This is a genomic window from Ruania alkalisoli (genome assembly GCF_014960965.1).
Classification (GTDB): domain Bacteria; phylum Actinomycetota; class Actinomycetes; order Actinomycetales; family Beutenbergiaceae; genus Ruania; species Ruania alkalisoli.
This window is the reverse complement of record NZ_CP063169.1, coordinates 1,155,296-1,179,020: the sequence shown is the minus strand read 5'-3', so window position 1 is coordinate 1,179,020 and position 23,725 is coordinate 1,155,296. Positions and strand designations below refer to the sequence as shown.

The window sequence follows — 23,725 nt, the reverse complement described above, 5'->3', positions numbered from 1 at the left end:
ATCGCGCATGCATTGATACCTTCAGTGCATGAACATGACCCTGGAGCAAGTGCGCGCCTTCGTCGCCGTGGCTGAGGAGCTGCACTTCGGTCGTGCGGCGCAGCGGCTGCAGATGACCCAGCCTCCGCTCTCCCGGCAGATCCAGAAGCTGGAGCGCACGGTAGGGGCCGAACTGCTGCTGCGCTCCCACCGCGGGGTCGAGCTCACCGCCGCGGGCACGGCACTGCTGGCGCAGGCCCGGCAGATCCTGGCCCTGAGCGAATCCGCACCAGACCTCGCCCGCCGGGCCGCCCGCGGGCAGGCCGGAGTGATCCGCCTCGGCTTCACGGCCACGGCGGCCATCGGGGTACTCGGAGACGTCCTGCGCGACCTCGATGACCACCTGCCGGAGGTCGAGGTGGTGCTACACGAGTGGGTGAGTGCTCGGCAACTGGACCACCTGCGGGACGGGCGCCTCGACCTTGCGCTGACCCGCACACTCCCGACCGGCGAGGAGTTCTCGTCGCGGGCGATCCACCGCGAGCGCCTGGTGCTCGCCCTCCCTTCCGAGGACCCGCTCTCCAGCGCCGACGACGTCACCCCCTCCGCCCTGGAGGGACGCACCGTGATCGGATATTCGGCCACGGACGCGGCCTACTTCGACGAGCTCAGCTCGGCGGTACTCGCCGGGGTGAGCACCCACCGTCACGAGCGGTTGACGCAGGTGCACTCGATGCTCGCCCTGGTCGCTGCCCGCCGCGGCGTGGCGATCGTCCCGCGCTCGGCCACCCGGATGCATCCCGACGGCGTCACGTTCCGGGAGATCGCCGGCTGGCGCGAACCGGTGGTCCGGTTGCACGCGGTCTGGCGGTCCTCGACGTCGAACCCTGCCCTGCGCCGCGCGCTGAACGGCCTACCGTCACTGGCCGCGACCGTCGGAGCGCCCTGAACTGCCTGAACCGCCCTGGGCGTCATAGAACCAGGGCACCCACGACCCCCATACCTCCAGCGCATCACAAGATGCAGAGATTGCGTTGGACAGGTATTGCCACATCTCCTAGCGTGCGGAGCGTTCCCAGCCCACTGGACGGAGACCTCATGCCCGCGACTGATCCGACGGAACTGGCCACCCGCCTGGGCAGCGGCCTGCTCTCCTTCCCCGTGACTCACTTCGACTCCTCCGGCGAGGTGGACGAGCACGCCTATCGCGATCACTTGGGCTGGTTGGCGCAGTACCCGGTGGCTGGGTTGTTCGCGGCGGGCGGCACTGGCGAGATCTTCTCTCTGACCCCACCCGAGGTGGCCCGCGTGGTCCGCTTCGCCGTGGACGAGGTCAACGGGCGCGTGCCCGTCCTCGCCCCGGCCAGCGCCAGCACGGCGCTGGCCGTCGAGCAGGTTCGGGACGCCGAACGCGCCGGCGCCGACGGGATCCTGCTCTTCCCGCCCTACCTGATGGAGTCCTCACCCGAGGGCCTGCGCGCCCACGTCCAGGCCGTCTGCGCCGCTACCAACCTTGGCGTCATCCACTACAACCGGGCGAACGCCACGATCGACGTGGGCACACTCACTCGCCTCACCCAGGACTGCCCGAACCTGATCGGCTTCAAGGACGGCACCGGCGACGTCGAGCTCGTCACCCGCGTGCACGTCACCCTCGGGGACCGGCTCACGCTGATCGGTGGCCTGCCCACGGCCGAGACGTGCGCGCTGGCGTTCCTGGAACTGGGGATGACGACGTACTCCTCGGCCATGTTCAATTTCGCACCGGAGTTCGCCCTCGCCTTCTACGACGCGGTGCGCCGACGCGACCGGGCCGACGTGGATCGACGCCTGCGGGAGTTCGTGCTCCCCTATCTCGATATCCGCAACCGCCGCCCCGGGTATGCCGTCTCGATCGTGAAGGCCGCGCTCGGCGCTGCCGGCCGCCCCACCTCCCGCGTCCGCCCGCCGCTGACCGACCTGACCTCCGAAGAGATGGACCTGCTCCGGCCGCTGGTCGCCCAGATCACGGCCACGCCCGGGACCAGCACAGCCACCAGTCCCGCGACGATGGGAGCGACGCGATGAGCCGGACCACCACCCCGACCACCCGGCAGCCAGTCCTTGTTGCCGGCCAGTGGGAGGACGGCGCCGCCGACGAGACGCTGCACAGCGTGGATGCCACCAGCGGCGAACGCCTCGCGTCCTACGCATGCGCCGGCCCGGATCAGATCGATCGAGCCGCGCGCGCTGCGGCCGACGCCTTCGAGACCCTGCGCGCGACCTCACCGCAGCAGCGTGCCGAATTGCTCGAGGACATCGCCGCCCGGCTGGCGGGCGACGAGGAGGCGATCGTCACCGTCGCCCACACCGAGACCGGGTTGCCGATCGCCCGGCTGCAGGGCGAGCTGGCGCGCACCACCGGTCAGCTGCGCCTGTTCAGCTCGCTGCTGGACGAGGCCAGCTACCTGGACGTACGGATCGACCACGCCACGGACACGACCCCGGACCTGCGGTTCCACCGCATCCCGGTCGGGCCGGTCGCGGTGTTCGGGGCCTCCAACTTCCCGCTGGCCTTCTCCAATGCCGGCGGTGACACCGCCTCGGCCCTGGCCGCGGGGTGTCCGGTGATCGTCAAGGCACACCAGGCACACCTGGGCACCGGCGCCCGGGTGTCGGGCCACATCGCCGACGCCGTCGCGGCCGCCGGCCTCCCGGGCGGGACGCACTCGGCACTGGTGGGCCGCGGCCGTGTGCTCGGCACCGCCCTGGTGCAGCACCCCGCCATCGCAGCAGTCGGCTTCACCGGATCTCGCTCCGGCGGCCTGGCCCTGGTGGCAGCGGCTCAGTCGCGCCCCGATCCCATCCCCGTCTTCGCGGAGATGAGCAGCCTCAACCCGGCCATCCTGTTCCCCTCGGCTCTGACCGACGCCACCGCTGCCGCCTACCTGGACTCCCTCACCCTCGGGGCGGGACAGTTCTGCACCAAGCCGGGTCTGCTGCTCGTCCCGGAAGGCCCCGACGGCGACCGTTTCGTCGCCGAGGTCGCTCGCCTCCTCGAGTCCAGGGTCGGGCAGACCATGCTGACCGCTGGGATCGGTGACGCCCTCGCGGAGGCGAGTTCCGCCGTCGGGGGCCTCGATGGTGTGACGGAGGTGGGACGCGGGACGCCGGGCGGGGCCGCGACCGCGGCGGCACCGCAAGTGTTCAGCACCAGTGCCGCCCGCATCGCCGCCGATGAACGCACCCACACGGAGATGTTCGGGGCTGCAGGCCTGATCGCCCGGTACGCGGGTGAGGAGGACCTGCTCGCCGCAGTCCGGGCGCTGCCGGGGCAGCTGACCGCAACCGTGCACGCCGAGACTGAGGAGTCGCCGGTGCTGGTGCCGTTGCTGCGCCTGCTGGAACGCAAGGCGGGCCGGATCATCGTCGGCGGCTGGCCCACCGGAGTCGCAGTCGCGCACACGATGGTGCACGGCGGACCGTTCCCGGCGACCACCGATGCGCGCGTGACCAGCGTGGGCACCGCGGCGATCGATCGATTCCTGCGCCCGGTGACCTATCAGAGCACCCCGGAGGCGCTGCTGCCGCCGGCCGTTCAGGAGGAGAACCCGTGGGGCACTCCGCGCGCCATCGACGTTTTCAGCCGGTGACGATGCCGGCCGACGAGCGACCGGTGACCATCCTGCTCACCGGAGCCGCCGGGATCATCGGGGCGATGATCCGGCCCCGGTTGCTGGCCCGCGGGCACCGGCTGCGCTGCCTCGACGTGACTGCCGTGCAGGCACAGCCGGGCGAGGAGAGCATCACCGGCTCGGTGACCGATCCCGAGGTGGCAGCCGACGCCGTCGAGGGGGCCGACGTGGTGGTGCACCTCGCGGCCCATCGCGACGAGCAGACCTGGGAGGCGACCCTCGATCTGAACGTGACCGGCACCCGCACCGTCCTGGAGGCTGCTCGCGCGGCCGGTGTGCGGCGGGTGCTGCTCGGCGGGTCGCTGCACGCGGTCGGCATGCTGACGGTGGCGCAGGCAGCCGAGGATCCCGAACCTGCCCCGCACCCGGACACCTACTACGGGTGGAGCAAGGCAGCGATGGAGTCACTCGGCCGGCTGTATGCCGATCGGTTCGGGATGACGGTGGTGACCGCTCGCCTCGGGACAGTGAAGGAGGAGCCGCCCGACGCGCGGGCCCTGACCACCTGGCTCTCCCCCGACGACATGGTGCGGCTCATCGAGGCAGTCGCCACCACCGAGGCCACCGGCGGGCACGTGGTGTGGGGCTTCTCCCAGAACACCCACAGCCCTCTGCGACTCGACGCCGGGCGGGCGATCGGGTTCACACCGGTGGACGACGCAGCCGTCTTCGCCGACAGGTTCGGCACGGCGGTGGGCAAGCAGGACCACAAGCGTGGCCTCGGCCCGGACGAGCTGCTCGCGGGCCCGTTCGCTTCCGACGAGCGCCGTCCGGTAGGCAAACCCGCACCGGCGAAGCAGCGCGCAGGGCATCACAGCATGCCGAAGAAGTAATAGCCGGACCGTTGTCCTCGCCCTACCCTGGAGGTGGAAGGCGCTTCCCAGCAGACACCGCGGTCACTGGGCCCGCCCCATCACGGCGACCTACCGCACCGAGCAGGTGCGGCGCTCCCCCGCGCGACGCCGTCGAGACGTCCCCGGAACCGGGGCCGATTCACCGATGAACAAGGGAGTTCGCATGACTGAAGGAATGCAACGACGTCACTTCCTGGGCATGACAGGCGCCGTGGGCGCCGGTCTCGCGCTCGGCCCGGCCGGGGCCGCGGCCGCCGTGGACGGCCCTGGCGCCCGACACTCCATCCGACCACCGCTGCGGATGAGCAACCCCTACACCGACGACTACACCGGAAGCTGGACCAGCCTGGACACCGGCGACGTGCTCGGCTCGCATGATCTGTCGGGTATCACCTGGTCGAACGTGACCGGCGAGAATGTGCAGCAGCTCTACGACTTCCAGAGCAGCCAGACCGTCTCGAACCAATACCTGCGCCTGACCTGGAACGCCACCTCGGCGAACAAGACGGGCACCTGCCTGTGGCGCTTCAAGGACGTCGACCAGGTGACCATCGAGAACGTCTACGTGGAGAACCTCGATCCGGACTACATCACGTCCCACGTGATCCGCGTGGAGGGCGCCGACGAGGTGATCATCCGCAACTGCTACTTCGCCGGCCCGGTCGACCGTCAGCACATCTTCCTCGAAGGTGTGGCCAACATCTTGATCGAGAATGTCGAGATCGTCGGGCTCGAGCTGCCGGGCACCAACGGCCCCCGCGCAGGCGGCGGCATCATGATCAACAACGGCGCCACCAGCGGCAGCGACGACGGTGTCGACACGCCCTATGCTCGCGAGCCAGTGCAGCAGACGATCCAGCACTGCTACATCCACAACAGCTGGGACGACGACGGCAACGAGCGCAACCAGGACGGCATCCTGATCCATAGCCCGGCGGATGGCTACATCTTCAACAATGTGATCGAGAACTGGTTCCGGAACGAACCCTCCGGCGGACCGCAGGCCCATGGAATGGACTCCTCGATCGACATCGGGTTCCGCCGCGACGAGCCGCAGTTCCAGGACAAGAACGTCCGCGTGGAGCGCAACATTCTGCGCAACACCACCTTCTTCAAGACGCCCGTGGGAACCATCGGCCCGAACCGGATCCTTCTCGCCAACAACCTGATCATCAACGCCAAATTGGATGACTATCACGGCGGCGGATCGAGCACGAGTCACTACGTGCACAACACGATGCTGTGGGACATCGATCTGGCTCCGATCAGCCTGCAGTCGCTCGCTCAGCGCGGCGCAACGGGGTACTGCTTCAAGCTTGGTTCCTTCTCCGGACCGACGGTTCTAGAGAACTGCGTGGTGTACACCGAGGACTCCTCGCCGGACATCGTGTACGCCAACAGTTCCGGATCCGCCGGCAAGTGGGCGGGCTGGAGTGCCGATCACAATGCCTACGGGACCTCCACCTCGTCGACGAAATGGCTCAACAGCACGGTCGACAGCACCGTCTGCTCGACCTTCTCCAGCTGGCAGTCGACCACCGGCAACGACGCCAACAGCGTCACCGCGGCCCCCGACCCGAACTGGTTCGAGGACTACCTCGGCGGCGACTACCGCCTCTCCGGCAGCTCGTTGTGGAGCGGCGTGGCCGACACCTCGTTCGTGAACCACGCCGATCCGCACCTGCGGGTCGATCGGGACTTCAACGGTGAATCCCGCACCACCAGCAACGTCCGGCCCGGGGCGTTCAACTACAGCTGACGCCCACAGGAGCGGCCAACGCAGAAGCGCCCGGTCCAACACTCGGACCGGGCGCTTCTTGTGGATCAGATCGCGTTGAACGCCCCTGGGGCGAGGTTGCCCATGGTGCGCGGCCTGCCGTTGAAGTCACGGGTGATGCGCATCGCTATCTCAGGGTGATGCAGGTAGTCGTGCGAGGGGACGTCCGGCCAGAGGTTCTCGACAAGGCGGAAGTCCTTGCCCGCGTAGTCCACGAACCACTCGGTCTGCGGATCCTCGACCACGCTGCTGGCATCGAAGCCGGTGCCGGCCTGCCAGTCCTCGAAGGTGTCATAGCCCCATCCGGCCACGTCGTGCTTGAGCCACTGGGAGTGCATCCCGCCCACACCGTAGACCATGTGGTCCGGCCGCGCGGTCTCGATCACCTTCTCCGGGTCGGAGGAGGTGTTGGCGTACCAGGGGGAGAATCCGCCGCCGGTGCGGAACACGGTGAGCCCATTCTCCAGGTTGAAGGTGCAGCCGCCGGTGGCGCCGAACTTCCAGTGGTAGGACGTCGCGCCACGTGCTGCGAGCGAGCGGATGTCGTCGCTGGCGAAAGCGTCCAGGTCCTGGATGTAGGTGTTGTGGATGTGGTTGACCTCCTGGTCCGAGGCGTAGAAGTCGAGCTTGGTGTTGATCAGGAGATTGTTGGTCCACAGCAGCCGACAGTCGGTCTCCAGGAACGCCGGGTTCTTGTAGAAGGAGACGTTCTCCAGGATGTTGCGCTCCACCCGCATGGTCTTGCCCTGGAGGAAGTCCTCCTTGCGGCGCGCTCCGAGGTCGAACCCGGCGTCCATGTCGTCCCGGAACCAGTTCCGCACCACGTTGTTGAACACCGCACCGTCCGGGTAGTGGTGGGCCAGGAGTGCATCGCGGTTGCCGCCGATCGGCACGTCGATCCCGTTATGGAAGTAGCAGTTCTGGATGACTGCCCACTGTGGGTCCCGCGGGTGCTCGGCGCTCAGTGACGGGTTGTTCGGGTCACCATCTTCACGACCGGACTGGCCGTTCTCCAGCCAGATCCCGGCGCCGGTGCGGCCGCGATAGGGCACGCCGTCGCCGTCCACCCCGTCCAGTCCGGCGATCTCCACCCGGTCGACGAAGACGTTGGCCACCGCTTCGATGCGCAGATGATAGCTGCGCGTGGCCCCGGCGAAGTAGCAGTTGCGGAAGATGACCTCGTCGGCTCCCTCGATGAGGAAGTCGCTCCAGGTGCGGAAGTCGGGATCGAGGGACTCGATGTTGACGTTCTCGACGACGATCCGCTTGACGTTGGAGATGTAGAACAGCGACTTGTCCCACTTGGCCACATTGGAGGTGTTCCACCGCAGTCGCAGGTTGAGATCACGGATGACCACCTCGTCCTGGTCGTGGAACTCCTGCCGGAATTCCTCGCCGATCACGTCGGTCCACTCGATGGTGCCGGGGTCGTGGGCAGCGAGCACGTCGCCGGTGGGCAGGTCGTGCCAGGACCGTTTGTAGTCGTGACTGTAGAGGCCGTGCTTCTTGAACATGAGCGGGCGTCCGTCCTCACCGCGAAGCAAGGGGCCCAACGGTTCGGATGGTGGTGCCGGCTCGGCTGCCATCGCGGCCGTGGGAAGCAGCAGCGCTCCCGCACCAGTGGCTCCGGCAACGGTCAGAAAGCGACGTCGATCCATGGACAATGACATTCAGAACTCCTTTGTTCACGCAGAGTGCTTCTTCATGGGTGTGCCGACCGCAGTGGGCAGACCGGCACGAGATGCAAGGATTGCGACCTCCTTCCAGACGTGTGCGGGCAGGGGGCATCGAGGCAAGCAGGTCCTGCTCACCGGCTCAGGAGGCGGCGTCAGCCCTTGACGGCGCCGATGATCACGCCCTTGGCGAAGTGCTTCTGCAGGAACGGGTAGACGAGCAAGATGGGAATGAGGCTGACCACCACGATCGCCATCTGCAGGGCCTGCTGCGGCGGAATCACCTCAGCACCGGCGTCAACACCGACGGCCGAGCCCTCCACCACATACGTGCGCACCACCAGCTGCAGCGGCCACTTCTCCACCGAGTTCATGTACAACACGGCGTTGAAGAACGCGTTCCAGTAGCCGACGGCGTTGAAGAGGGCGATCACGGCGATCGCTGCCTTCGACAACGGCAGCATCACGGTGGCAAGGATCCGCAGCTCGCTCGCCCCGTCGATCCGGGCGGCGTCGATGAGCTCCTTGGGCACTTCCATGAAGAACGCCCGCATCAGCACCACCTGGAACCCGGAGACGAGCGTGGGCAGGATCAGCGACCAGTAGGAGTCGATCAGCCCGAGTTCTTTGATGAGGAGGTAGTTCGGGATCATGCCGGCGTTGAACAGCATGGTGAACAGCACCATCAGCAGGATCGGCCGGTGCAGCACGGTCCCCGGGCGGGAGAGTCCATAGGCAAGCAGGGCCACCACGGTCACCGACAGACCCGACCCGACGACGGTCACGCCGATGGACACCAGCGTCGCCCTGGTGACGACCCCTCCTCGGAAGATCGACTCGTACGCGGCGAACGTGGGGTTCTCCGGCCAGAGCACGTAGCCTCCGGCGTCGCGGATCTGATCGGGAGTGGCCAGGCTCGTGGAGACGACCACGACGAAAGGCACGATCACGAGCAAGCAGGCGATCAGCAGCACGAGGCCCTTAGTGGCCCGCATCGGGATGCCGGGAGGACGCGCACCGTTGATGTTGCGCAGGCGCTGCTGCCGCTGGCTGGCCGTCACGGTCGTCACTTCTGCTCCTTCTGGTAGACGCCGGCCTGGCCGAGCATGTGCGCCACCTTGTTGGCGCCGAGCACGAGGATCGTGCCCACCACACCCTTGACCAGCCCGACGGCGGCCGAGCTGCTCCAGTTCCCGCCGACGACGCCGCGGTTGTAGACGTAGGTGTCGAGCACCTCCGAGGCCTGCAGCCCCACGGCCGTCTGCTGCAGGTAGATCTGCTCGAACCCGACCGTGAGGGCATCGCCCAGGCGCAGGATGAGCAGCAGGATCACCACACCGCGGATCGCGGGCAGGGTCACGTGCCAGAGCTGGCGCCATCGGCCACCACCATCGACCGCGACCGCCTCGTATTGCTCCAGGTCCACACGGGAGATGGCCGCGAGAAAGATGATCATCCCCCAGCCGGCGTCCTTCCAGATCACCTGGGAGGTGATCAGCGGGATGAACAGGTCGGGATTACCCACCAGCTCGAGCAGCGGCAGATCGTTCATGCGGGCGAAGTTGTTGTACAGCCCACCGTTGCCGAGGATGTGCTGGAAGATCGCCACGACGATCACCCAGGACATGAAGTGCGGCATGTACAGCACCGACTGCACCACGCGTTTGACCTTCTCCCCCATGAGGGAGTTCAGCAGCAGCGCGAGCGCCAGCGGCACGGGGAAGACCACCACGATCTGGATGAGGGAGATTACCAGGGTGTTCTTCAGCGCGTTCAGGAACGCGGGGTCACCGTTGATGATGATCGAGAAGTTCTCGAACCCGACCCACGGCGCCTCCAGGATGCCGATGTAGGGCTGGTAGTCCTTGAACGCGATGACGTTGCCCAGCAGCGGCACGTAGTGGAAGAGCAGCGTCAGGATGATGCCCGGCACGGCGAGCAGCAGCAGGCCGCCGTCGCGGCGCATCCGGGTCCAGAACGTCACGTGACGTTGCTGCGGCCCGCCGGGGGCGCGCTGCCGGTCGGTTCGGCGGTCCGGCCGGCTGGCCGAACCTGGTCGGGTGGTGGTGGGGGCACTCACCTGGGGTCGCCTCCTCATCGAGGTGGGTCGGACGGACAGGGGGACGGAGGGGAGCTGGCGCTGCCCATCCGGATGACGGCACGACCGACGATCTCGCCATCGGCGAGCGCCCGGTAGGCCCGGTCGACGTCGGCGAGCGGGTAACTCGTCGTGACGGTCTCGTGCGGGCGTACCAGGTCGGCGCCCGCCATCGCGGCGACGTGCCGCAGGTCGGTACGGGTCCGGGCGCCATAGGAGCCCAGGATGCGTTGGCTGCGCCGGACCAGTCGGGTGATCTCCACGTCCGCTGTGGCTGCGCCGTCGGCGATTCCCACGGCGACCATCCGGCCGCCGTCGGCGAGCATGTCGGAGGCTTGTCGGAACGTCGACGGCAGACCGAGCGCCTCGAACACCACGTCCACCCCCTGCCCGCCGGTGAGGGCGCGCACCTGTGCCACCGGGTCACCGGAGGAGGCATCGACGACGTCCGTGGCACCGAGCCCGCGCGCTGTCTCGAGCGCGGCGCTGCTGATGTCGACGGCGATCACTCGTGCGGCGCCGAACGCGCGGGCCATCTGGACGATGTTCGATCCGACACCCCCCATCGCGACCACGGCGACGGTCTCCCCGAAGCGCAGGTCAGCGGTCCGGCGCACAGCGCCATAGGCAGTCAACGCCGCGCACCCGAGAACGGCGGATTCCTCGACGGGCAGTCCGTCCGGCAACGCGGTGACCCCGGTGGCAGGCACCACGGCGTACTCGGCGAGGCCGCCCATGGAGTACATGGCGATTTCCTCGCCACCGGCATCGTGCAGGCGGCTGTGCCCGTCGTAGAGCACGCCACGCAACCGGTTCTTGGCGAAGAAGTCGTGGCACAGGTCGTCCCGGCCACGTGCGCACGCCCGGCACTGGCCGCACGGCATGATGAATCCGCACACGACCTGCATCCCGACGGCGAGCTCGGCATGCTCGGACACGCCCGCACCGAGGGCCACGATCTCCCCGGAGATCTCGTGGCCGAGCACTGCCGGCGTCACGAAGGGCACCTCTCCACGCATCACATGCAAGTCGGTGTGGCAGACGCCGCACGCAGCCACCCGCACGAGTACCTCCCCGGCGCGCGGTCGCGGGGTCGCGATGGTCTCGACCCGCAGGGGCTCACCGACCCCGGGCAGGATGGCCGCGCGCATCGTCGGCGGCACGCCGAGTGCGCGGTACTCGTGCTCAGCCGTATCCGTCCCGACGGCGCCGGCGACGTTCTCGGTGATACTCATCTCTCCCCCTCGTCAGTCGGCCTGCGGAAACCCGAGCTCGAGTCCCGCATCGTGCGACGTGGGCCACCGGGAGGTGACCACCTTGCTGCGTGTGAAGAAGCGCACCCCTTCGGCGCCGTAGGCACGACTGTCCCCGAACAGCGAGTCCTTCCATCCGCCGAACGAGTACGGCGCGACAGGTACGGGGATCGGCACGTTGACGCCGACCATCCCCGCCTCGACCGTTCGCTCGAAGGCCGCGGCCGCGGAGCCGTCGCGGGTGAACACTGCGGCACCGTTTCCGTAGGGGGAGGCGTTGACAAGGTCGAGAGCCTGCTGAGCTGTCTCGGCGCGAACCACGCAGAGCACCGGTCCGAAGATCTCCTCGGCGTAGGCGCTCATCGCCGGCTCGACGTGATCGAGCACCGTCGGCCCGAACCAGAAGCCGTCCGGATCGCCGTCGGGGTTCACCTCGCGCCCGTCGACGACGGCCCGTGCACCGGCCGCGACTCCGGCCTCCACCAGGGAGGCCACGCGGTCGCGGTGCTCGCGGGTGATGAGCGGACCCAGATCGTTGCCGCGGCGCCCGTCCCCCACCCGGAGTGAGCGGGCGCGCTGCGCGACGGCCTCGACGAAGCGGTCACCGACCTCCCCGACGGCGACTGCTACCGAGATCGCCATGCACCGCTGGCCGGCCGCGCCGAAGGCGGCGCTGACGGCCGCGTCGGCCGCCAGGTCGACGTCCGCATCCGGCAGTACCACCAGGTGGTTCTTGGCGCCGCCGAGCGCTTGGACGCGCTTGCCGCGCACCGCAGCGCGGGCGTAGACGGCTCGTGCCACAGGTGTCGAGCCGACGAAGGAGATGGACGCGACGTCGTCGTGGTCGATGAGGGCTTCGACCGCCTCCTGCTCACCGTTGACGACGGTGAGGGCGCCGTCGGGTAGTCCTGCCTGCTGCCACAGCTCGGCCATCCGCATCGAGGCGGCCGGGACTTTCTCGCTGGGCTTGAGCACCACGGCGTTCCCGCAGGCGATGGCGATCGGGACAAACCAGAGCGGGACCATCGCCGGGAAGTTGAACGGGCTGATCACGCCGACCACACCGAGCGGCTGGTGGACCGAGGAGACGTCGACTCCTGTCGAGACGGACAAGGATCGCTCGCCCTTCAGCAACGATCCGATGCCGCACGCGAGTTCTACGACGTCCAGCCCTCGGGTGATCTCAGCCTTGGCGTCGGAAAGTTCCTTGCCGTTCTCGGCGGTGATGAGGCCGGCGATCTCGTCGCGATGCTCGAGCAGCAGGTTGCGGAAGGAGAACAGCACCCGGGTGCGCGTGGCGAGTGACGCCGTGCGCCATTGCCGCCAGGCATCGTGGGCGGATGTCACGGCACGGTCCACGGTCTGGGCATCGGCGAGCTCGACCTGGCCGATGGCGCCTCCGGTGGCGGGATCGAGGACGTCGCGGACGGCTGCGTCCGGATCGGGCGCCGTCGCCGCACCATCGACCCACTGAGTCAGTCGGTTCATGGCGATCACGCTCGCACCGGTCCGGTTGCACGGACAATGGCCAAACCTGCCGAGCAGGCGTGCATCAATGCACACCCCCGATCAGACGGGAGCGGCTGCGGCGCATCGCTTCATCGATGAGCCCGACCACAGCACGCACCCGGGCCAGGCGCGCGTGTTCGGCCGGGCTGGAGATCCAATACGTGCGCCGTACCTCCAGGTCCGGCAACACCTGGGTCAGCCGCGGGTCCTCCTCGGCGATGTAGCACGGCAGCAACGCGATCCCCGCTCCGGCGGCGGCCGCCTGCCAGTGCGCGACCACGTTCGTGGACTGGATGTTGGCCGCCGTCGGGCGGACCTCATGCAGCACGCGCAGGGGTTCGACGTTCAGCAGCCGATCGACGTACCAGATGAGTGTGTGGGCGCGTAGGTCCTCGACCGTGCCGACGGGCGGATGCCGCTCCAGGTACTCCGGCGTGGCGTAGAGCCGGAGGACATAATCGGCAAGACGGCGATGGACCAGCCGGCTGGAGGCGGGTTCCTCGAGCGTGACCGCCACGTCGAAGTCGCGCACGCTGGATCCGATGTGCTGGGTCTCGGTGACCAGCTCGACGACGAGTCCCGGATGGCGTTCCCGGAGCGTGCGCAGCACCGGTGGAACGAGGAACGCGCCGAAACCGTCGGTGGCGAGGATCCGCACGGTCCCGGTCAGCGTCCGCTCGCCGCTCTCGAGCGCCTCATGGGCCGAGGCAAGGGCAGCGTCGACCGCCTCCGCCGGGCCGAGCAACCGCTCACCGTCGGGGGTGAGTTCCCATCCCTCGCTCCGGCGGTCGAAGAGCCGCCGGCCGGCGGTGCGTTCGAGGGCCGAGATCCGTCGGCCGACGGTCGTGTGATCGACCCCGAGCAGTGCACCCGCCTGGACGAGTCGACCAGTGCGCGCCACGGCGAGGAAGACACGCAGATCGTCGGTCGATCGGATCATCGGTCACCTCCTCAGGTGTCCAGCACCATCGCATTGACGAGAGTCAAGACTCACGCACACTCCGGCGTTCGTCAGGAATCGGTACGACTCCGTTGTCGTTGCAATGTCGTGACATTCTGTGAGCGATCAGGCCCTGACAATGCGTTGTGCACAGGTGCACAACCACTGCGTAGCATTGCACTTGATAGTAGACTCTCACAAGTGCCAAGGTGGGCCACCGCCGGCGGTCGTTCGACCGGCGGACCGAGTGCCGATCGATCAAAGGAGATGTCATGGCATCGCACGTCAGCCGACGGGCAGTCCTCGGCGGAATCGCTGCTGCAGGTGCGGGCGCCGTCGTCCTGAGCAGCTGCGGGACCAGCGGGAGCGCCGACCCGAATCCCACCGGTTCCGGAAGCGGAACCACCGGGGGAAGCGGAGGCTCCGGCCTGCCCCACCACATCCCGTTCACGGGGGTCACTGCCGACTTCCCCGGCTCCCCCGACGGCGCCCTGGACGCGTTCGCGAACTACCCCACCGACCCAGTGGCCATCACCGACGGCGCACCCGGCGACGGCAACCCGATCACGGCTCTGACCTCCCCTCAGGGGACCGTGCCTGCACCGATGGGTGACAACCCGTTCTGGCAGGAGCTCAACACCCGGCTCGGATCCCAGATGGACCTCACCCTGGTCAACACCGACTACGACTCCAAACTCGCGACCACGGTGGCCGGCGGTGACCTGCCGGACCTGGTGAGCGTCCCCTACAACACCCCGGCCCGTCGTGCGGACAAGGCGGGCATGTTCAACGCGGTCGCCCTGGACCTGTCCGAGTACCTCGCCGGCGACAAGATCGAGGCCTACCCCGCGCTGGCCAACATCCCGACCCCCGCATGGGAGATGGCGAGCTTCGACGGCGTCGTGCGCGCCGTGCCGATCCACCGTGGCCTGGCGTCGAGCTTCTACATGATGGTCCGCCAGGATATTTGCGACGAGCAGGGCATCGAGGTCGACGTCACCGACTACGAGTCGCTCCTCGACCTGTGCGTGGCGATGACCCGACCGGAGGAGAACCAGTTCGCCTTGGCGCGCAACCCGATGTCCTACCTCAAGGGCATGTTCCGCGTGCCGGTCACCTGGGAGCTCAACGACGACGGCACCCTCACCCACGAGCTGGAGTTCCGGGACGAGTACCACGGGGCGCTCAACGCTGCGAAGGAGCTCTACGACGCCGGGACGTTCCACCCTGACTGGACCACCTCCGGCATCCAGGGCGCGCTGCACGACGGCTTCTATGGCGGTAGCGGTCTGATGACCATCCACAGTCACCTCGCGATCACCGCTGCCTACGCGGCGAACACCGACGTCGAAGGCTTCAAGGTCGGAGTGCTCGGCTTCCCCGGGCACGACGGCGGCGACGGCACACCCCGTCGCGGACACCCGAAGGAGGTCCACAGCCTGTGCTTCATCAACAACGACAGTGCCGATCGCGCCGAGACGATTCTCGGCGTGCTGAACATGCTCGCGGCACCATTCGGCACCTCGGAGTACCTGTTCAACAAGTTCGGGCGTGAGGGTGAGGAGCACAGCCTCAACGGCAGCAACCCGGTGGTGAACGAGGACTCGGTGAACAACGTCCGGCTCGGGCAGCAGTACCTCGCCGACGGCCCACAGGTGGTCTACATGCCGGGGCGCGAGGCCGACGAGGTCCAGGCCGTGCACGACGCGCAGGCTCAGCTCGGCGCGATCGGCGTGTACGACCCGACGTTCGGACTCACCTCCGAGACCGAGGACGCCACTGGCGCCAACTTCAGCACGTCGCTGTCCGACATGGAGAACGAGGTCATCCAGGGCCGTCGCTCGATCGCGGACTGGGACGCGCTGGTGGACGGTTGGCTCGCCGGCGACGGCGCCACCATCAAGGCCGAGTACGAGGAGGCACTGGCGAACAGCCAGTGAGCCTCGTCCACCCTGAGTCAAGGAGCATCACGCGTGTCGCACCAGCGCATCAAGGTTGGTCAGATCGGTATCGGCCACAACCACGCCTCGCAGAAGATGAACACCCTCAGGCTGCTCTCCGACCTCTACGAGGTGGTCGGAGTCGCCGAGGAGGACCCCCGATGGCTGGCCGAACGCGGCAGCAACTCAGCCTACGAGGGCGTCTCCTTCATGAGTGAGGCGCAACTGCTGGCGACACCGGGCCTGCAGGCCGTCGCGGTGGAGACCGATGGTTTCGACCTCGTCCCCACCGCGACGCGCTGTCTCGAGGCAGGGATGCACCTGCACCTGGACAAGCCGGGCGGTGAACGCTTCGCGGACTTCGCGGCCATGATCGAGCTTGCTCGGTCGAAGGACCTCCTCGTCCAGCTCGGGTACATGTACCGCAGCAACCCCGCGGTCGCCTTCTGCGTGGAGGCGGTCCGCCGCGGCTGGCTGGGAACGGTCTTCGAAGTGCACGCGGAGATGAACCGGGGCCACACCGAGGACTACCGGCATTGGCTCGGACAGTTCACCGGGGGCGCGATGTACATCTTCGGTAGCCATCTGGTGGACCTGGTGGTGTGGTTGCTCGGAGAGCCGGACCGGATCACCCCGTTCTTGCGTCCCACCCGAGCCGACCAGCCGGAGATCCTCGACAACGGCTTCGCCGTGATGGAGTACCCGTACACCACGGTCTCCGTGCGCAGCTGTATCGCCGAGAACGACGGGATGCCACGTCGACAGCTCACCGTGGTCGGTGATCAGGGCTCGATCGAGATCCGCCCGCTGGAGCCACCGGCGCTGACCCTGCGGCTCGACAAACCATGCGGTCGCTACTCCGCCGGGGTGCACGAGATCGCCTTCGAGACCCCGCGGGATCGCTATGAGACCCAACTCACCGAGCTCGCCCGTGCGATTCGCGGCGAGGTCCTCAACCCGTTCGACCTGGACCACGAGCTGGCCACGCAGCGGTGGGTGCTCGCCTCATGCGGCATCGAGGTCGACGCACTGATCGGAGAACGTTCATGAGCAGCCGCCGCGTCGCAGCGATCACCGGCGGAGCTGGAGCGATCGGTCGCGCCAGCGCCATTCAGCTGGCGGGTATGGGCTATGACATCGCCCTACTCGACGTCGACGAGGCACGTGCCGAGGAGGTCGCAAACGAGATCCGCGGCCATGGCGTCGACGCGGTCGGCGTCGCTGTCAATCTGCGCGACGGTGCCGCCATCACTCAGGCGTTCACCGCCGTCTCTGACCGGCTCGGGCCGGTTGCTGCGCTCGTCACCTCCGCGGGCGGGAGTGCCCGCAGCCGGATCCATGCCCTGCGCCACCAGGATCCTGAGGTGATCGACGAACTGCTGGAGGTCAATCTGCGCAGCGTCATCAGCTGCTGCCAGGCCGTCATCGAGCCGATGATCGAGGCCGGCACTGGTCGCATCGTGACGATCGGTTCCGTGATCGGGGTCCAGGGCAAGGCCAATCTCGTCGAGTACGCCGCCGCCAAAGGCGGCGTACTCGCACTGACCAAATCGCTGGCCATGGAGCTCGGGCAGCACGGCATCACCGTCAACTGCGTCTCCCCCGGCCTGATCCCACGGAGCCCGGTCAACCCGCAAGCCCCCGTCAAGAACTACGTCGGACGTCACGGCACACCGAATGACATCGCCCATGCCGTCGCCTTCCTCGCCTCGGACCGGTCCGACTTCATCACCGGAACCAACATCGTCGTCGACGGCGGACGCAGCCTCGGCCTGAAGGGAGACTGAGCCATGCGTGCGCTCGTGCAGGCCGACGACGGCACCGTGCTCCACCTGACTGAGCTGGAAGACCTCACCGCAGGCCCGGGCGAGATGCTCGTCGACGTCCGCGCAGCCGGAGTGAACCGCGCTGATCTTCTGCAAGTGGCAGGAAATTATCCGCCGCCTCGAGGTGCCTCCCCGCTGGTAGGCCTGGAGATCGCCGGGGTCGTCCGTGTGACCGGCCCTGGCGTGACCCGGTGGCACGAAGGCGATCGTGTGTGCGCACTGCTGCCCAGCGGAGGTTACGCCGAGCAAGCCGTAGTCCCGGAGGGCCTAGCCATGGCGATCCCGGACGGCATGTCCTTCCACGACGCGGCCGGCATCCCCGAGACGTTCGCCACCGCCTACCTCAACCTCGTCGTGATCGGCCGGCTCCAGCCCGCCGAGACTGTGCTGATCCACGCCGGTGCCAGCGGGGTGGGAACCGCCGCCGTCCAGATCGCACGTGAGCTCGGGGCACGCGTGATCACGACGTCCGGCAGCGCTGGGAAGGCGGCATTGTGCCGTCGCCTCGGTGCTGCGACGAGCCTCGACCACCACAGCGGGCCGTTCGCCGACGCAGTGCTGGATGCCACGAACGGGCGCGGCGTCGACGTGGTTCTCGACCCGATCGGAGCCTCGTACTGGGAGCAGAACGCCGCGTGCCTGGCTCCCGACGCCCGGTGGGTCGTCATCGGGGGGCTGGGCGGCTACGAGCTTCCACTGAGTTTTCGACACCTGATGGCCAAACGCATCCAGATCACGTTCTCCACGCTGCGCTCACGCTCGGACGAGGACAAAGCATCGCTGCTGCGGGGTCTAGACGACCTGATCGGCGCGAGTCTGGCGGCGGGGCGGATCGCGCCCGTCATCGACCGGGTCTATGACTGGTCCGAGGTCGCTCTCGCCCATCAACGGCTGCAGAGTAATCAGAACGCAGGCAAGGTCGTGCTCACCCTACGACCGGCCGTGACCGAGGGGAGTCACCGATGACGATCACCCGAGTAGGCCAGCGAGAGGCGACGCTCGAGAAGATCAGGACGGCCGCCGTCGCGCTCTTCGCTGAGCATGACTACAACGAGATCACCATGCAGGCCGTGGCCAAGGAGGCCGGGATCGGGGAGGCGACCCTCTTCCGGCACGTGGATCAGAAGGTCGATCTGCTCACCCTCGCCTACAGCTCCCAACTGGACGATCTGCTGAACGAGATCGACGAGGCGGACGCCACCCGAGCACTCAGCCAGGCGCGGCATTCCGGCGCACACCTGCGCGAGCGCATCCTGGCGATCTACGAGGCTCGGTGCGAGTTCTACCGCCGGCACCCGGTCAACGGCGCCCTCTACCTGGCCGAGGGGTTCAACGAACGCAACCCCGCCCGCGCGCGCAACATCGCCCAAGGTGATCGGTCGATCCGGCTCGTCGCCGGACTGATCGAGGAGGGACAACGATCCGGCGCCCTGTTCTCACACGTGGTCGCCCGGGACGTGGCCCAGAACTGCCACGGCATCTACATGCACGAGATCCAGCGCACCGCCGTCCGGAACTTCGAGCCCGACTCGATCTGGACGCGCACCCGGGCCCGGCTACTCGCCCAGCTCGACCCGCTGATCGTGGACGGCTCCCGATGACCGGCGCTGGGGCCCACCCTTCCGGCGCCATCGTCTCGGAGATCACCGTCGGCGACGTGACAGTCACCTTGTGCGATAGCGCCCCAGGTTCCGAGCCCACAGGGGGCTCAGGCGGAGCCGCCATGCTCGTGCACGGCACCGGGGGAAGCACCGCGACCGACTACTGGGCTCTCTATCCGATGCTGGCCGCCGTGCGTCGCACGATTGGCCTCGACCTCACCCCCGGGGCCCGGCCGACCGTCGACGGCCTCGCCCGCCAGGTACGAAGTGCCATCGATGGCGCCGCGGGCGGTCCGGTCCACCTGATCGGCTACTCCCTGGGCGCCGTGGTTGCCGCGAAGGCAGCGGCCGAGACGCCGGAACTTACCGCCACACTGACCCTCATCAACGGCTGGCGGCGCACCGACCGGCACCAGCAGCTGCGCAACCGGGCGTGGCGAACTCTGCTGGCCGAGGGCTCCCAGGCGTTCGGTGACCTCACGCTCGCCACCGCGCACGCACCGGTCTTCCTGCGGGAGCTGCCCGAGTACCAGCTCCAGTCGTTGTACGAACGCCGGCGGGCCCGCCGCGACCCGCGAGCCGAGCTGGAGCTGAACGCCAGCATCGACATCACCGACGCACTTGGCCGGATCACCGCCCCCACACTGGTGATCGGCTCGCGGTCCGACGCGATGGTGCCGGTGCACCACAGCCGTGAGCTGTTCGGGGCGATCGAGAACGCCCGCTACCTGGAGATCGACGCCGGCCACGCCGCCTTGAGTGAGCGACCCGCGGAGATCTTCGCCGCCATCGAAGACCACATCGGATCACCGCGCGCCGTTCCGGCGGGCACCGTCCTGCCCGGATACCAGGCGTAGTACACCCGCCGCTAGGAGAAAGATGCTGCACCACACCAACCAGGAGATGCTCGACGACGTCCAGGTGGCCATCGTCGGGACCGGCTTCGCTGGTCTCGGCCTCGCCATCCGGTTGATGCGGGAGGGCATCCGGGATCTGGTCCTGCTCGAGCGAGCCGACGACGTGGGTGGTACCTGGCGGGACAACACCTACCCCGGCGCTGCCTGCGACATCCAATCGCACCTGTACTCCTACTCCTTCCGCCCCAACCCGCACTGGTCGCGCACCTACGCCTCGCAGCCAGAGATCCACGCGTACTTACGCGAGGCAGCCTGGGACGAAGGGGTGATGCCGAAGATCCGGTTCGGCGCGGAGGTACTCGCCGCGGGATGGGACGAGGACCAGAAAGTCTGGTCGGTCCAGACGCCCCGAGGTCACGTGCGTGCACAGTTCCTTGTGGCCGCCACCGGGCATCTGAGTGATCCGCGTCTGCCGGACATCCCCGGACTGGACCGGTTCGAGGGCACGATCTTCCACTCGGCACGCTGGGACCACAGCCAATCGCTCGACTGCCTGCGCGTGGGTGTGGTGGGCACCGGTGCCTCGGCGATCCAGATCGTCCCGGCGATCGCCGAGCGCACCGGTCACCTCACGGTCTTCCAGCGCACGGCTCCGCACGTCATCCCGCGCTTCGACGAAGAGTTCAGCGATGCGGACAGGCGGCTGTTCGCCCGCATGCCCGATGTCGCGCGTGACCTGCGCAATCGGCTGTTCTGGGGCAATGAGAGCCGGTATCCGCAGCGCAGGATGGTGCCGGAGTTCCTGGAGGAGATCGAGGCGCTGGCGGACGGGCACCGCCGAGCCCAGGTGAGCGATCCCGAACTGCTCGCGAAGATCACACCGGACTACACCATCGGCTGCAAACGGGTGCTGCTCTCCAACGACTGGTACCCGGCCCTCTGCCGGGACGACGTCACGCTGGAAACCAGCGGCATCACCTCGGTGACACCCTCGGGCGTGACGCTCACCGGAGGGCAGCACCTCGAGCTCGACGCCCTGGTGCTCAGTACCGGCTTCGAGGCGACCGACCTGCCGATCGCGCACCGGCTCACCGGCCGGGACGGCGTGCTACTGGCGGACCAGTGGTCCACCGGCGGGCAGGCCTTCGCGAGCGTCGCGGTCCACAACTTCCCGAACCTGTTTCTGATGAACGGCCCGAACTCGGGCCTGGGAGCCGGCTCGGTGGTCTACATCATCGAGAGCCAGATCGACTACCTGCACGGCGCCATCGCGCACGGGCTCGAGCACGAGGTCATCCTCGAAGTCTCTGCTGAGGCAGAAGAGGAGTACGTACGCTCGGTCCGCGAACGCGCCGAGGGAACAGTCTGGCTATCGGGCGGATGCGCGAGCTGGTACGTCGATCCCCGCAGCGGGAACCTCACCACCCTCTGGCCGGACATGATGCACCGGTACCGGGCCAAGAACGCCAGGTTCGTGGCCGCTCCCTACCGGACCGTCCCGGCCTCTCCTGCGCGGGAGCCGGTGCGCCTCTGACCCAGGACTACACGTTCTCTCGTGCCCATTCAGGCTCCCCATTCACAGGATCCCTGTCATGTGAGGGCTGACGCCGTGCGTCAGTCCTCCAGGAGCACCCGCACGTCCCAGGCACCCAGCTCGAGCCTCTCCCCCGCGGCGAGACCGGCGCCGTCACCCAACAGGTCCGTCACCGCTGCCGGCAGCGTGACCGTCGCCGGTTCCCAGGACCAGTTGTGGACCACCCGCAGACGGCGGCCCTCACCGTTGGTCGCCGAGGTCACCGTGACCGACCCACCCGCGAGCGCCCGCCAGGCATCGCCCTCACCTGGGGCCGCCCACCGGAGCACGGCGGCCGCGAGCGCCGGGTCCGGAACGGTCCCCACCGTCGTCACCCGCCCCGCTCCCGCGGGAGCGGTGGTCACCGCCGGATAGGCGCCCAAAGCCCGGTGGTCGTACTCGACCAGCACCTCCGCACCGCCAGACACACGCAGGTAGTCCGCCCACGCCGTCGCCGTGGCGCCCTCGGGAACGTCCAGGCCGCTCCCCCGCACAGGCACCGGAACGGAGAGGTTCGAGAACTCCTGGTAGTCCACCCCGGCAGCCTCAGCCAACCGCCCGGGCTTAACCTCCAACCGGGCCCGGGCCTCGGCGTCGGCATACCCGGTGCGCGGCCCGAGCACCAGGTGACCACCGGCCTCGGCATAGGCCCGCAGCCAGTCGAGCAGCTCATCAGTAGCGACGTACAGCGCCGGCACCAGCAGCACCGGCAGCTCAGCGGCTACCTCCCCCGGCTCGCGTGGCGCCAGCTGCCCGTCGTGCACGATCCGCACCGGCGCGCCGGCCTCGAACGCGCCACGGTAGAACGCCCCGACGATCTGCTCGTAGCTGCTCGGGTCACCGGATCCGTCAGCCCGGGCGAGTGAGGGCTGCCCCATCAGGCCACGCTTGGACTCGTTCGACCAGAGCAATCCCACAGCAGCGTCCGGCACCAGGCCACGCAGGTGCGCCTCCGCCGTCGTGATCTCACCGCCGAGCGCGGCCAGCTGCTCATACACCCGCCCCGGCTGCTGATCGTGCGGGAGCACCCCGACCCAATACGTCTCGGTGCCGTAGTGCAACGTGTGCCAGTGCCAGTACTCGATCATCCGGGCCCCGCGGGCGATCATGGCCCACGCGACCTGACGCCACTGCCCGTCGAAGGCCGGCACGTTCGTGGCGGGCCCCCCGATGGCTCCAGCATTGGTCTCTGTCACCAGGAACGGCGCCTGCTTGGAGGAGTACATCCGGTCGGCGCTGTGGAAGATCGTCCAGGTGCCTGTGGTGGACCAACCCTGTGGCACGTTCTCGGCCGAGGGCAGCGCCAGACCATCCTGCATCGTGTAGTAGGGGTTGCCGGCGGTCACGTCCAGCGCCGACGTCAGCTCCGGGTCGTCCACCCCCGGGCGGGAGTAGGCGATACAGGTCGTCACGAACTTCTGCGACGGGGCGATCTCGCGCACAATGCCGGCCTGCCAGGCGATGAAGTCGGTGACCAGCTGCGTCTGGAAGCGGCGCCAGGCGAGGTCGTACTGCGGTTGCGCATTGCCGTCGGGCCGCCACAGATCCGCCCACGTGCTGAGCCGGTGCGACCAGTAGACCAGCCCCCACTCGCGGTTGAGGGTCTCCACGTCGCCGTAGGTGTGGCGCAGGTGATCGACGAACGCCTGGAAGATGTTCTCGTTGTGCAGCAGTTGCAGGCCGGGTTCGTTGTCCACCTGGAAGCCGATCACAGCCGGGTGGTCGGCATAGCGCCCGACGACGGCCCGGATCACCCGTTCGCTGTAGAACCTGTACGCGGCGTGCGTCAGGTCCATCTCCTGCCGCGCACCCCAGTGGTTGCGCTGGCCGGTGTGCCGCTCCCCCGCGATCTCCGGGTACTTGCGCGCCAGCCACGGCGGCACCGCGTAGGTGGGGGTGCCGAGGATGACGTCGATCCCTCGCGCCTGCGCACCGTCGAGCACCGGCTGGAGCCAGTCGAGCTCGAAACGGCCGTCCTCCGGCTCCCACGTGGACCAGGTGGACTCTCCCACCCGGATCACGCTGAATCCGGCCTCGGCCATCAGATCCAAGTCACGGTCGAGGTCACGGCCGGCATCGGTGGGGTGGTACTCGACGTAGTAGGCGGCACCAAAACGCACGCGGTCATTGACGTCGGTAGCGGGCAGGTCAGACAAGGAAGAACTCCTTCG

The 23,725-nt window shown here is 68.2% G+C and carries 19 protein-coding genes; 12 read left to right on the top strand and 7 right to left on the bottom strand.

The window, feature by feature from the left end; all coding sequences use genetic code 11:
• The first annotated feature begins 28 nt into the window (after window positions 1–28).
• From IM660_RS04955 to IM660_RS04935, 5 genes are all read left to right on the top strand, one after another.
• Entirely contained in the window at window positions 29–928 is a 900-nt protein-coding gene (locus IM660_RS04955; RefSeq protein ID WP_210769079.1) for a LysR family transcriptional regulator, read from the top strand.
• Between the two features lie 149 nt (window positions 929–1,077).
• Window positions 1,078–2,046: a 5-dehydro-4-deoxyglucarate dehydratase gene (gene kdgD, locus IM660_RS04950; protein ID WP_193498294.1), complete on the top strand. Its 969-nt coding sequence runs from the start codon at window positions 1,078–1,080 to the stop codon at window positions 2,044–2,046.
• Complete coding sequence (locus IM660_RS04945) at window positions 2,043–3,611, top strand: aldehyde dehydrogenase (NADP(+)) (RefSeq protein WP_193498293.1); 1,569 nt, start codon at window positions 2,043–2,045, stop codon at window positions 3,609–3,611. The genes kdgD and IM660_RS04945 overlap by 4 nt, the downstream gene beginning before the upstream one ends.
• On the top strand, window positions 3,572–4,486 hold the full coding sequence (locus tag IM660_RS04940; RefSeq protein WP_193498292.1) for an NAD-dependent epimerase/dehydratase family protein: 915 nt from the start codon (window positions 3,572–3,574) through the stop codon (window positions 4,484–4,486). The genes IM660_RS04945 and IM660_RS04940 overlap by 40 nt, the downstream gene beginning before the upstream one ends.
• A 184-nt stretch (window positions 4,487–4,670) precedes the next feature.
• Window positions 4,671–6,266 (top strand): right-handed parallel beta-helix repeat-containing protein, encoded by a 1,596-nt coding sequence (locus IM660_RS04935; RefSeq protein WP_193498291.1) that lies wholly within the window; start codon window positions 4,671–4,673, stop codon window positions 6,264–6,266.
• Between the two features lie 65 nt (window positions 6,267–6,331).
• Here the strand turns inward: IM660_RS04935 and IM660_RS04930 are convergent, their stop codons facing one another.
• The 6 genes from IM660_RS04930 to IM660_RS04905 all read right to left on the bottom strand — a co-directional run bounded on the left by IM660_RS04930 (window position 6,332) and on the right by IM660_RS04905 (window position 13,757).
• Window positions 6,332–7,954 (bottom strand): hypothetical protein, encoded by a 1,623-nt coding sequence (locus IM660_RS04930; protein WP_193498290.1) that lies wholly within the window; start codon window positions 7,952–7,954, stop codon window positions 6,332–6,334.
• A gap of 158 nt (window positions 7,955–8,112) precedes the next feature.
• Window positions 8,113–9,027, bottom strand: coding sequence for a carbohydrate ABC transporter permease (locus IM660_RS04925; protein WP_246465145.1), 915 nt, complete (start codon window positions 9,025–9,027; stop codon window positions 8,113–8,115).
• Window positions 9,024–10,037 (bottom strand): ABC transporter permease, encoded by a 1,014-nt coding sequence (locus tag IM660_RS04920; RefSeq protein ID WP_246465144.1) that lies wholly within the window; start codon window positions 10,035–10,037, stop codon window positions 9,024–9,026. The genes IM660_RS04925 and IM660_RS04920 overlap by 4 nt, the downstream gene beginning before the upstream one ends.
• 14 nt (window positions 10,038–10,051) lie before the next feature.
• Window positions 10,052–11,290, bottom strand: a complete 1,239-nt coding sequence (locus IM660_RS04915) for a zinc-binding dehydrogenase (protein ID WP_193498288.1) — start codon at window positions 11,288–11,290, stop codon at window positions 10,052–10,054.
• A gap of 12 nt (window positions 11,291–11,302) precedes the next feature.
• Complete coding sequence (gene mmsA / locus IM660_RS04910; RefSeq protein WP_193498287.1) at window positions 11,303–12,796, bottom strand: CoA-acylating methylmalonate-semialdehyde dehydrogenase; 1,494 nt, start codon at window positions 12,794–12,796, stop codon at window positions 11,303–11,305.
• A 64-nt stretch (window positions 12,797–12,860) separates the two neighbouring features.
• Window positions 12,861–13,757, bottom strand: coding sequence for a LysR family transcriptional regulator (locus IM660_RS04905; RefSeq protein WP_193498286.1), 897 nt, complete (start codon window positions 13,755–13,757; stop codon window positions 12,861–12,863).
• A gap of 272 nt (window positions 13,758–14,029) precedes the next feature.
• Here IM660_RS04905 and IM660_RS04900 point away from each other — a divergent pair, with 272 nt between their 5' ends.
• The 7 genes from IM660_RS04900 to IM660_RS04870 are packed head-to-tail and all read left to right on the top strand — an operon-like array spanning window position 14,030 to window position 21,515.
• Window positions 14,030–15,697 (top strand): type 2 periplasmic-binding domain-containing protein, encoded by a 1,668-nt coding sequence (locus IM660_RS04900; protein WP_193498285.1) that lies wholly within the window; start codon window positions 14,030–14,032, stop codon window positions 15,695–15,697.
• Between the two features lie 33 nt (window positions 15,698–15,730).
• Window positions 15,731–16,747, top strand: coding sequence for a Gfo/Idh/MocA family protein (locus tag IM660_RS04895; protein WP_193498284.1), 1,017 nt, complete (start codon window positions 15,731–15,733; stop codon window positions 16,745–16,747).
• Window positions 16,744–17,484 carry an SDR family oxidoreductase gene (locus IM660_RS04890; protein ID WP_193498283.1) on the top strand — a complete coding sequence of 247 codons (741 nt, stop codon included), beginning with the start codon at window positions 16,744–16,746 and terminating at the stop codon, window positions 17,482–17,484. The genes IM660_RS04895 and IM660_RS04890 overlap by 4 nt, the downstream gene beginning before the upstream one ends.
• A 3-nt stretch (window positions 17,485–17,487) precedes the next feature.
• Window positions 17,488–18,489 carry an NAD(P)H-quinone oxidoreductase gene (locus IM660_RS04885; protein ID WP_193498282.1) on the top strand — a complete coding sequence of 334 codons (1,002 nt, stop codon included), beginning with the start codon at window positions 17,488–17,490 and terminating at the stop codon, window positions 18,487–18,489.
• On the top strand, window positions 18,486–19,124 hold the full coding sequence (locus tag IM660_RS04880; protein WP_193498281.1) for a TetR/AcrR family transcriptional regulator: 639 nt from the start codon (window positions 18,486–18,488) through the stop codon (window positions 19,122–19,124). The genes IM660_RS04885 and IM660_RS04880 overlap by 4 nt, the downstream gene beginning before the upstream one ends.
• Window positions 19,121–19,981 carry an alpha/beta fold hydrolase gene (locus IM660_RS04875; RefSeq protein ID WP_193498280.1) on the top strand — a complete coding sequence of 287 codons (861 nt, stop codon included), beginning with the start codon at window positions 19,121–19,123 and terminating at the stop codon, window positions 19,979–19,981. The genes IM660_RS04880 and IM660_RS04875 overlap by 4 nt, the downstream gene beginning before the upstream one ends.
• Before the next feature lie 22 nt (window positions 19,982–20,003).
• A complete protein-coding gene (locus IM660_RS04870; RefSeq protein ID WP_210769078.1) occupies window positions 20,004–21,515 on the top strand; it encodes a flavin-containing monooxygenase in 1,512 nt (503 codons plus the stop codon).
• Window positions 21,516–21,595: 80 nt separating this feature from the next.
• Here the strand turns inward: IM660_RS04870 and IM660_RS04865 are convergent, their stop codons facing one another.
• A complete protein-coding gene (locus IM660_RS04865; RefSeq protein WP_246465143.1) occupies window positions 21,596–23,710 on the bottom strand; it encodes a beta-galactosidase in 2,115 nt (704 codons plus the stop codon).
• Window positions 23,711–23,725 lie beyond the last annotated feature (15 nt).

What these genes read in the sequence shown, in the direction of transcription:
- IM660_RS04935 (WP_193498291.1), top strand. Translation starts at nt 4,671, where the DNA reads ATGACTGAAGGAATGCAACGACGTCACTTCCTGGGCATGACAGGCGCC.
- IM660_RS04945 (WP_193498293.1), top strand. Translation starts at nt 2,043, where the DNA reads ATGAGCCGGACCACCACCCCGACCACCCGGCAGCCAGTCCTTGTTGCC.
- IM660_RS04930 (WP_193498290.1), bottom strand. Translation starts at nt 7,954, where the DNA reads ATGTCATTGTCCATGGATCGACGTCGCTTTCTGACCGTTGCCGGAGCC.
- IM660_RS04955 (WP_210769079.1), top strand. Translation starts at nt 29, where the DNA reads ATGAACATGACCCTGGAGCAAGTGCGCGCCTTCGTCGCCGTGGCTGAG.
- IM660_RS04890 (WP_193498283.1), top strand. Translation starts at nt 16,744, where the DNA reads ATGAGCAGCCGCCGCGTCGCAGCGATCACCGGCGGAGCTGGAGCGATC.
- IM660_RS04885 (WP_193498282.1), top strand. Translation starts at nt 17,488, where the DNA reads ATGCGTGCGCTCGTGCAGGCCGACGACGGCACCGTGCTCCACCTGACT.
- IM660_RS04900 (WP_193498285.1), top strand. Translation starts at nt 14,030, where the DNA reads ATGGCATCGCACGTCAGCCGACGGGCAGTCCTCGGCGGAATCGCTGCT.
- IM660_RS04905 (WP_193498286.1), bottom strand. Translation starts at nt 13,757, where the DNA reads ATGATCCGATCGACCGACGATCTGCGTGTCTTCCTCGCCGTGGCGCGC.
- IM660_RS04915 (WP_193498288.1), bottom strand. Translation starts at nt 11,290, where the DNA reads ATGAGTATCACCGAGAACGTCGCCGGCGCCGTCGGGACGGATACGGCT.
- kdgD (WP_193498294.1), top strand. Translation starts at nt 1,078, where the DNA reads ATGCCCGCGACTGATCCGACGGAACTGGCCACCCGCCTGGGCAGCGGC.
- IM660_RS04870 (WP_210769078.1), top strand. Translation starts at nt 20,004, where the DNA reads ATGCTGCACCACACCAACCAGGAGATGCTCGACGACGTCCAGGTGGCC.
- IM660_RS04880 (WP_193498281.1), top strand. Translation starts at nt 18,486, where the DNA reads ATGACGATCACCCGAGTAGGCCAGCGAGAGGCGACGCTCGAGAAGATC.
- mmsA (WP_193498287.1), bottom strand. Translation starts at nt 12,796, where the DNA reads ATGAACCGACTGACTCAGTGGGTCGATGGTGCGGCGACGGCGCCCGAT.
- IM660_RS04875 (WP_193498280.1), top strand. Translation starts at nt 19,121, where the DNA reads ATGACCGGCGCTGGGGCCCACCCTTCCGGCGCCATCGTCTCGGAGATC.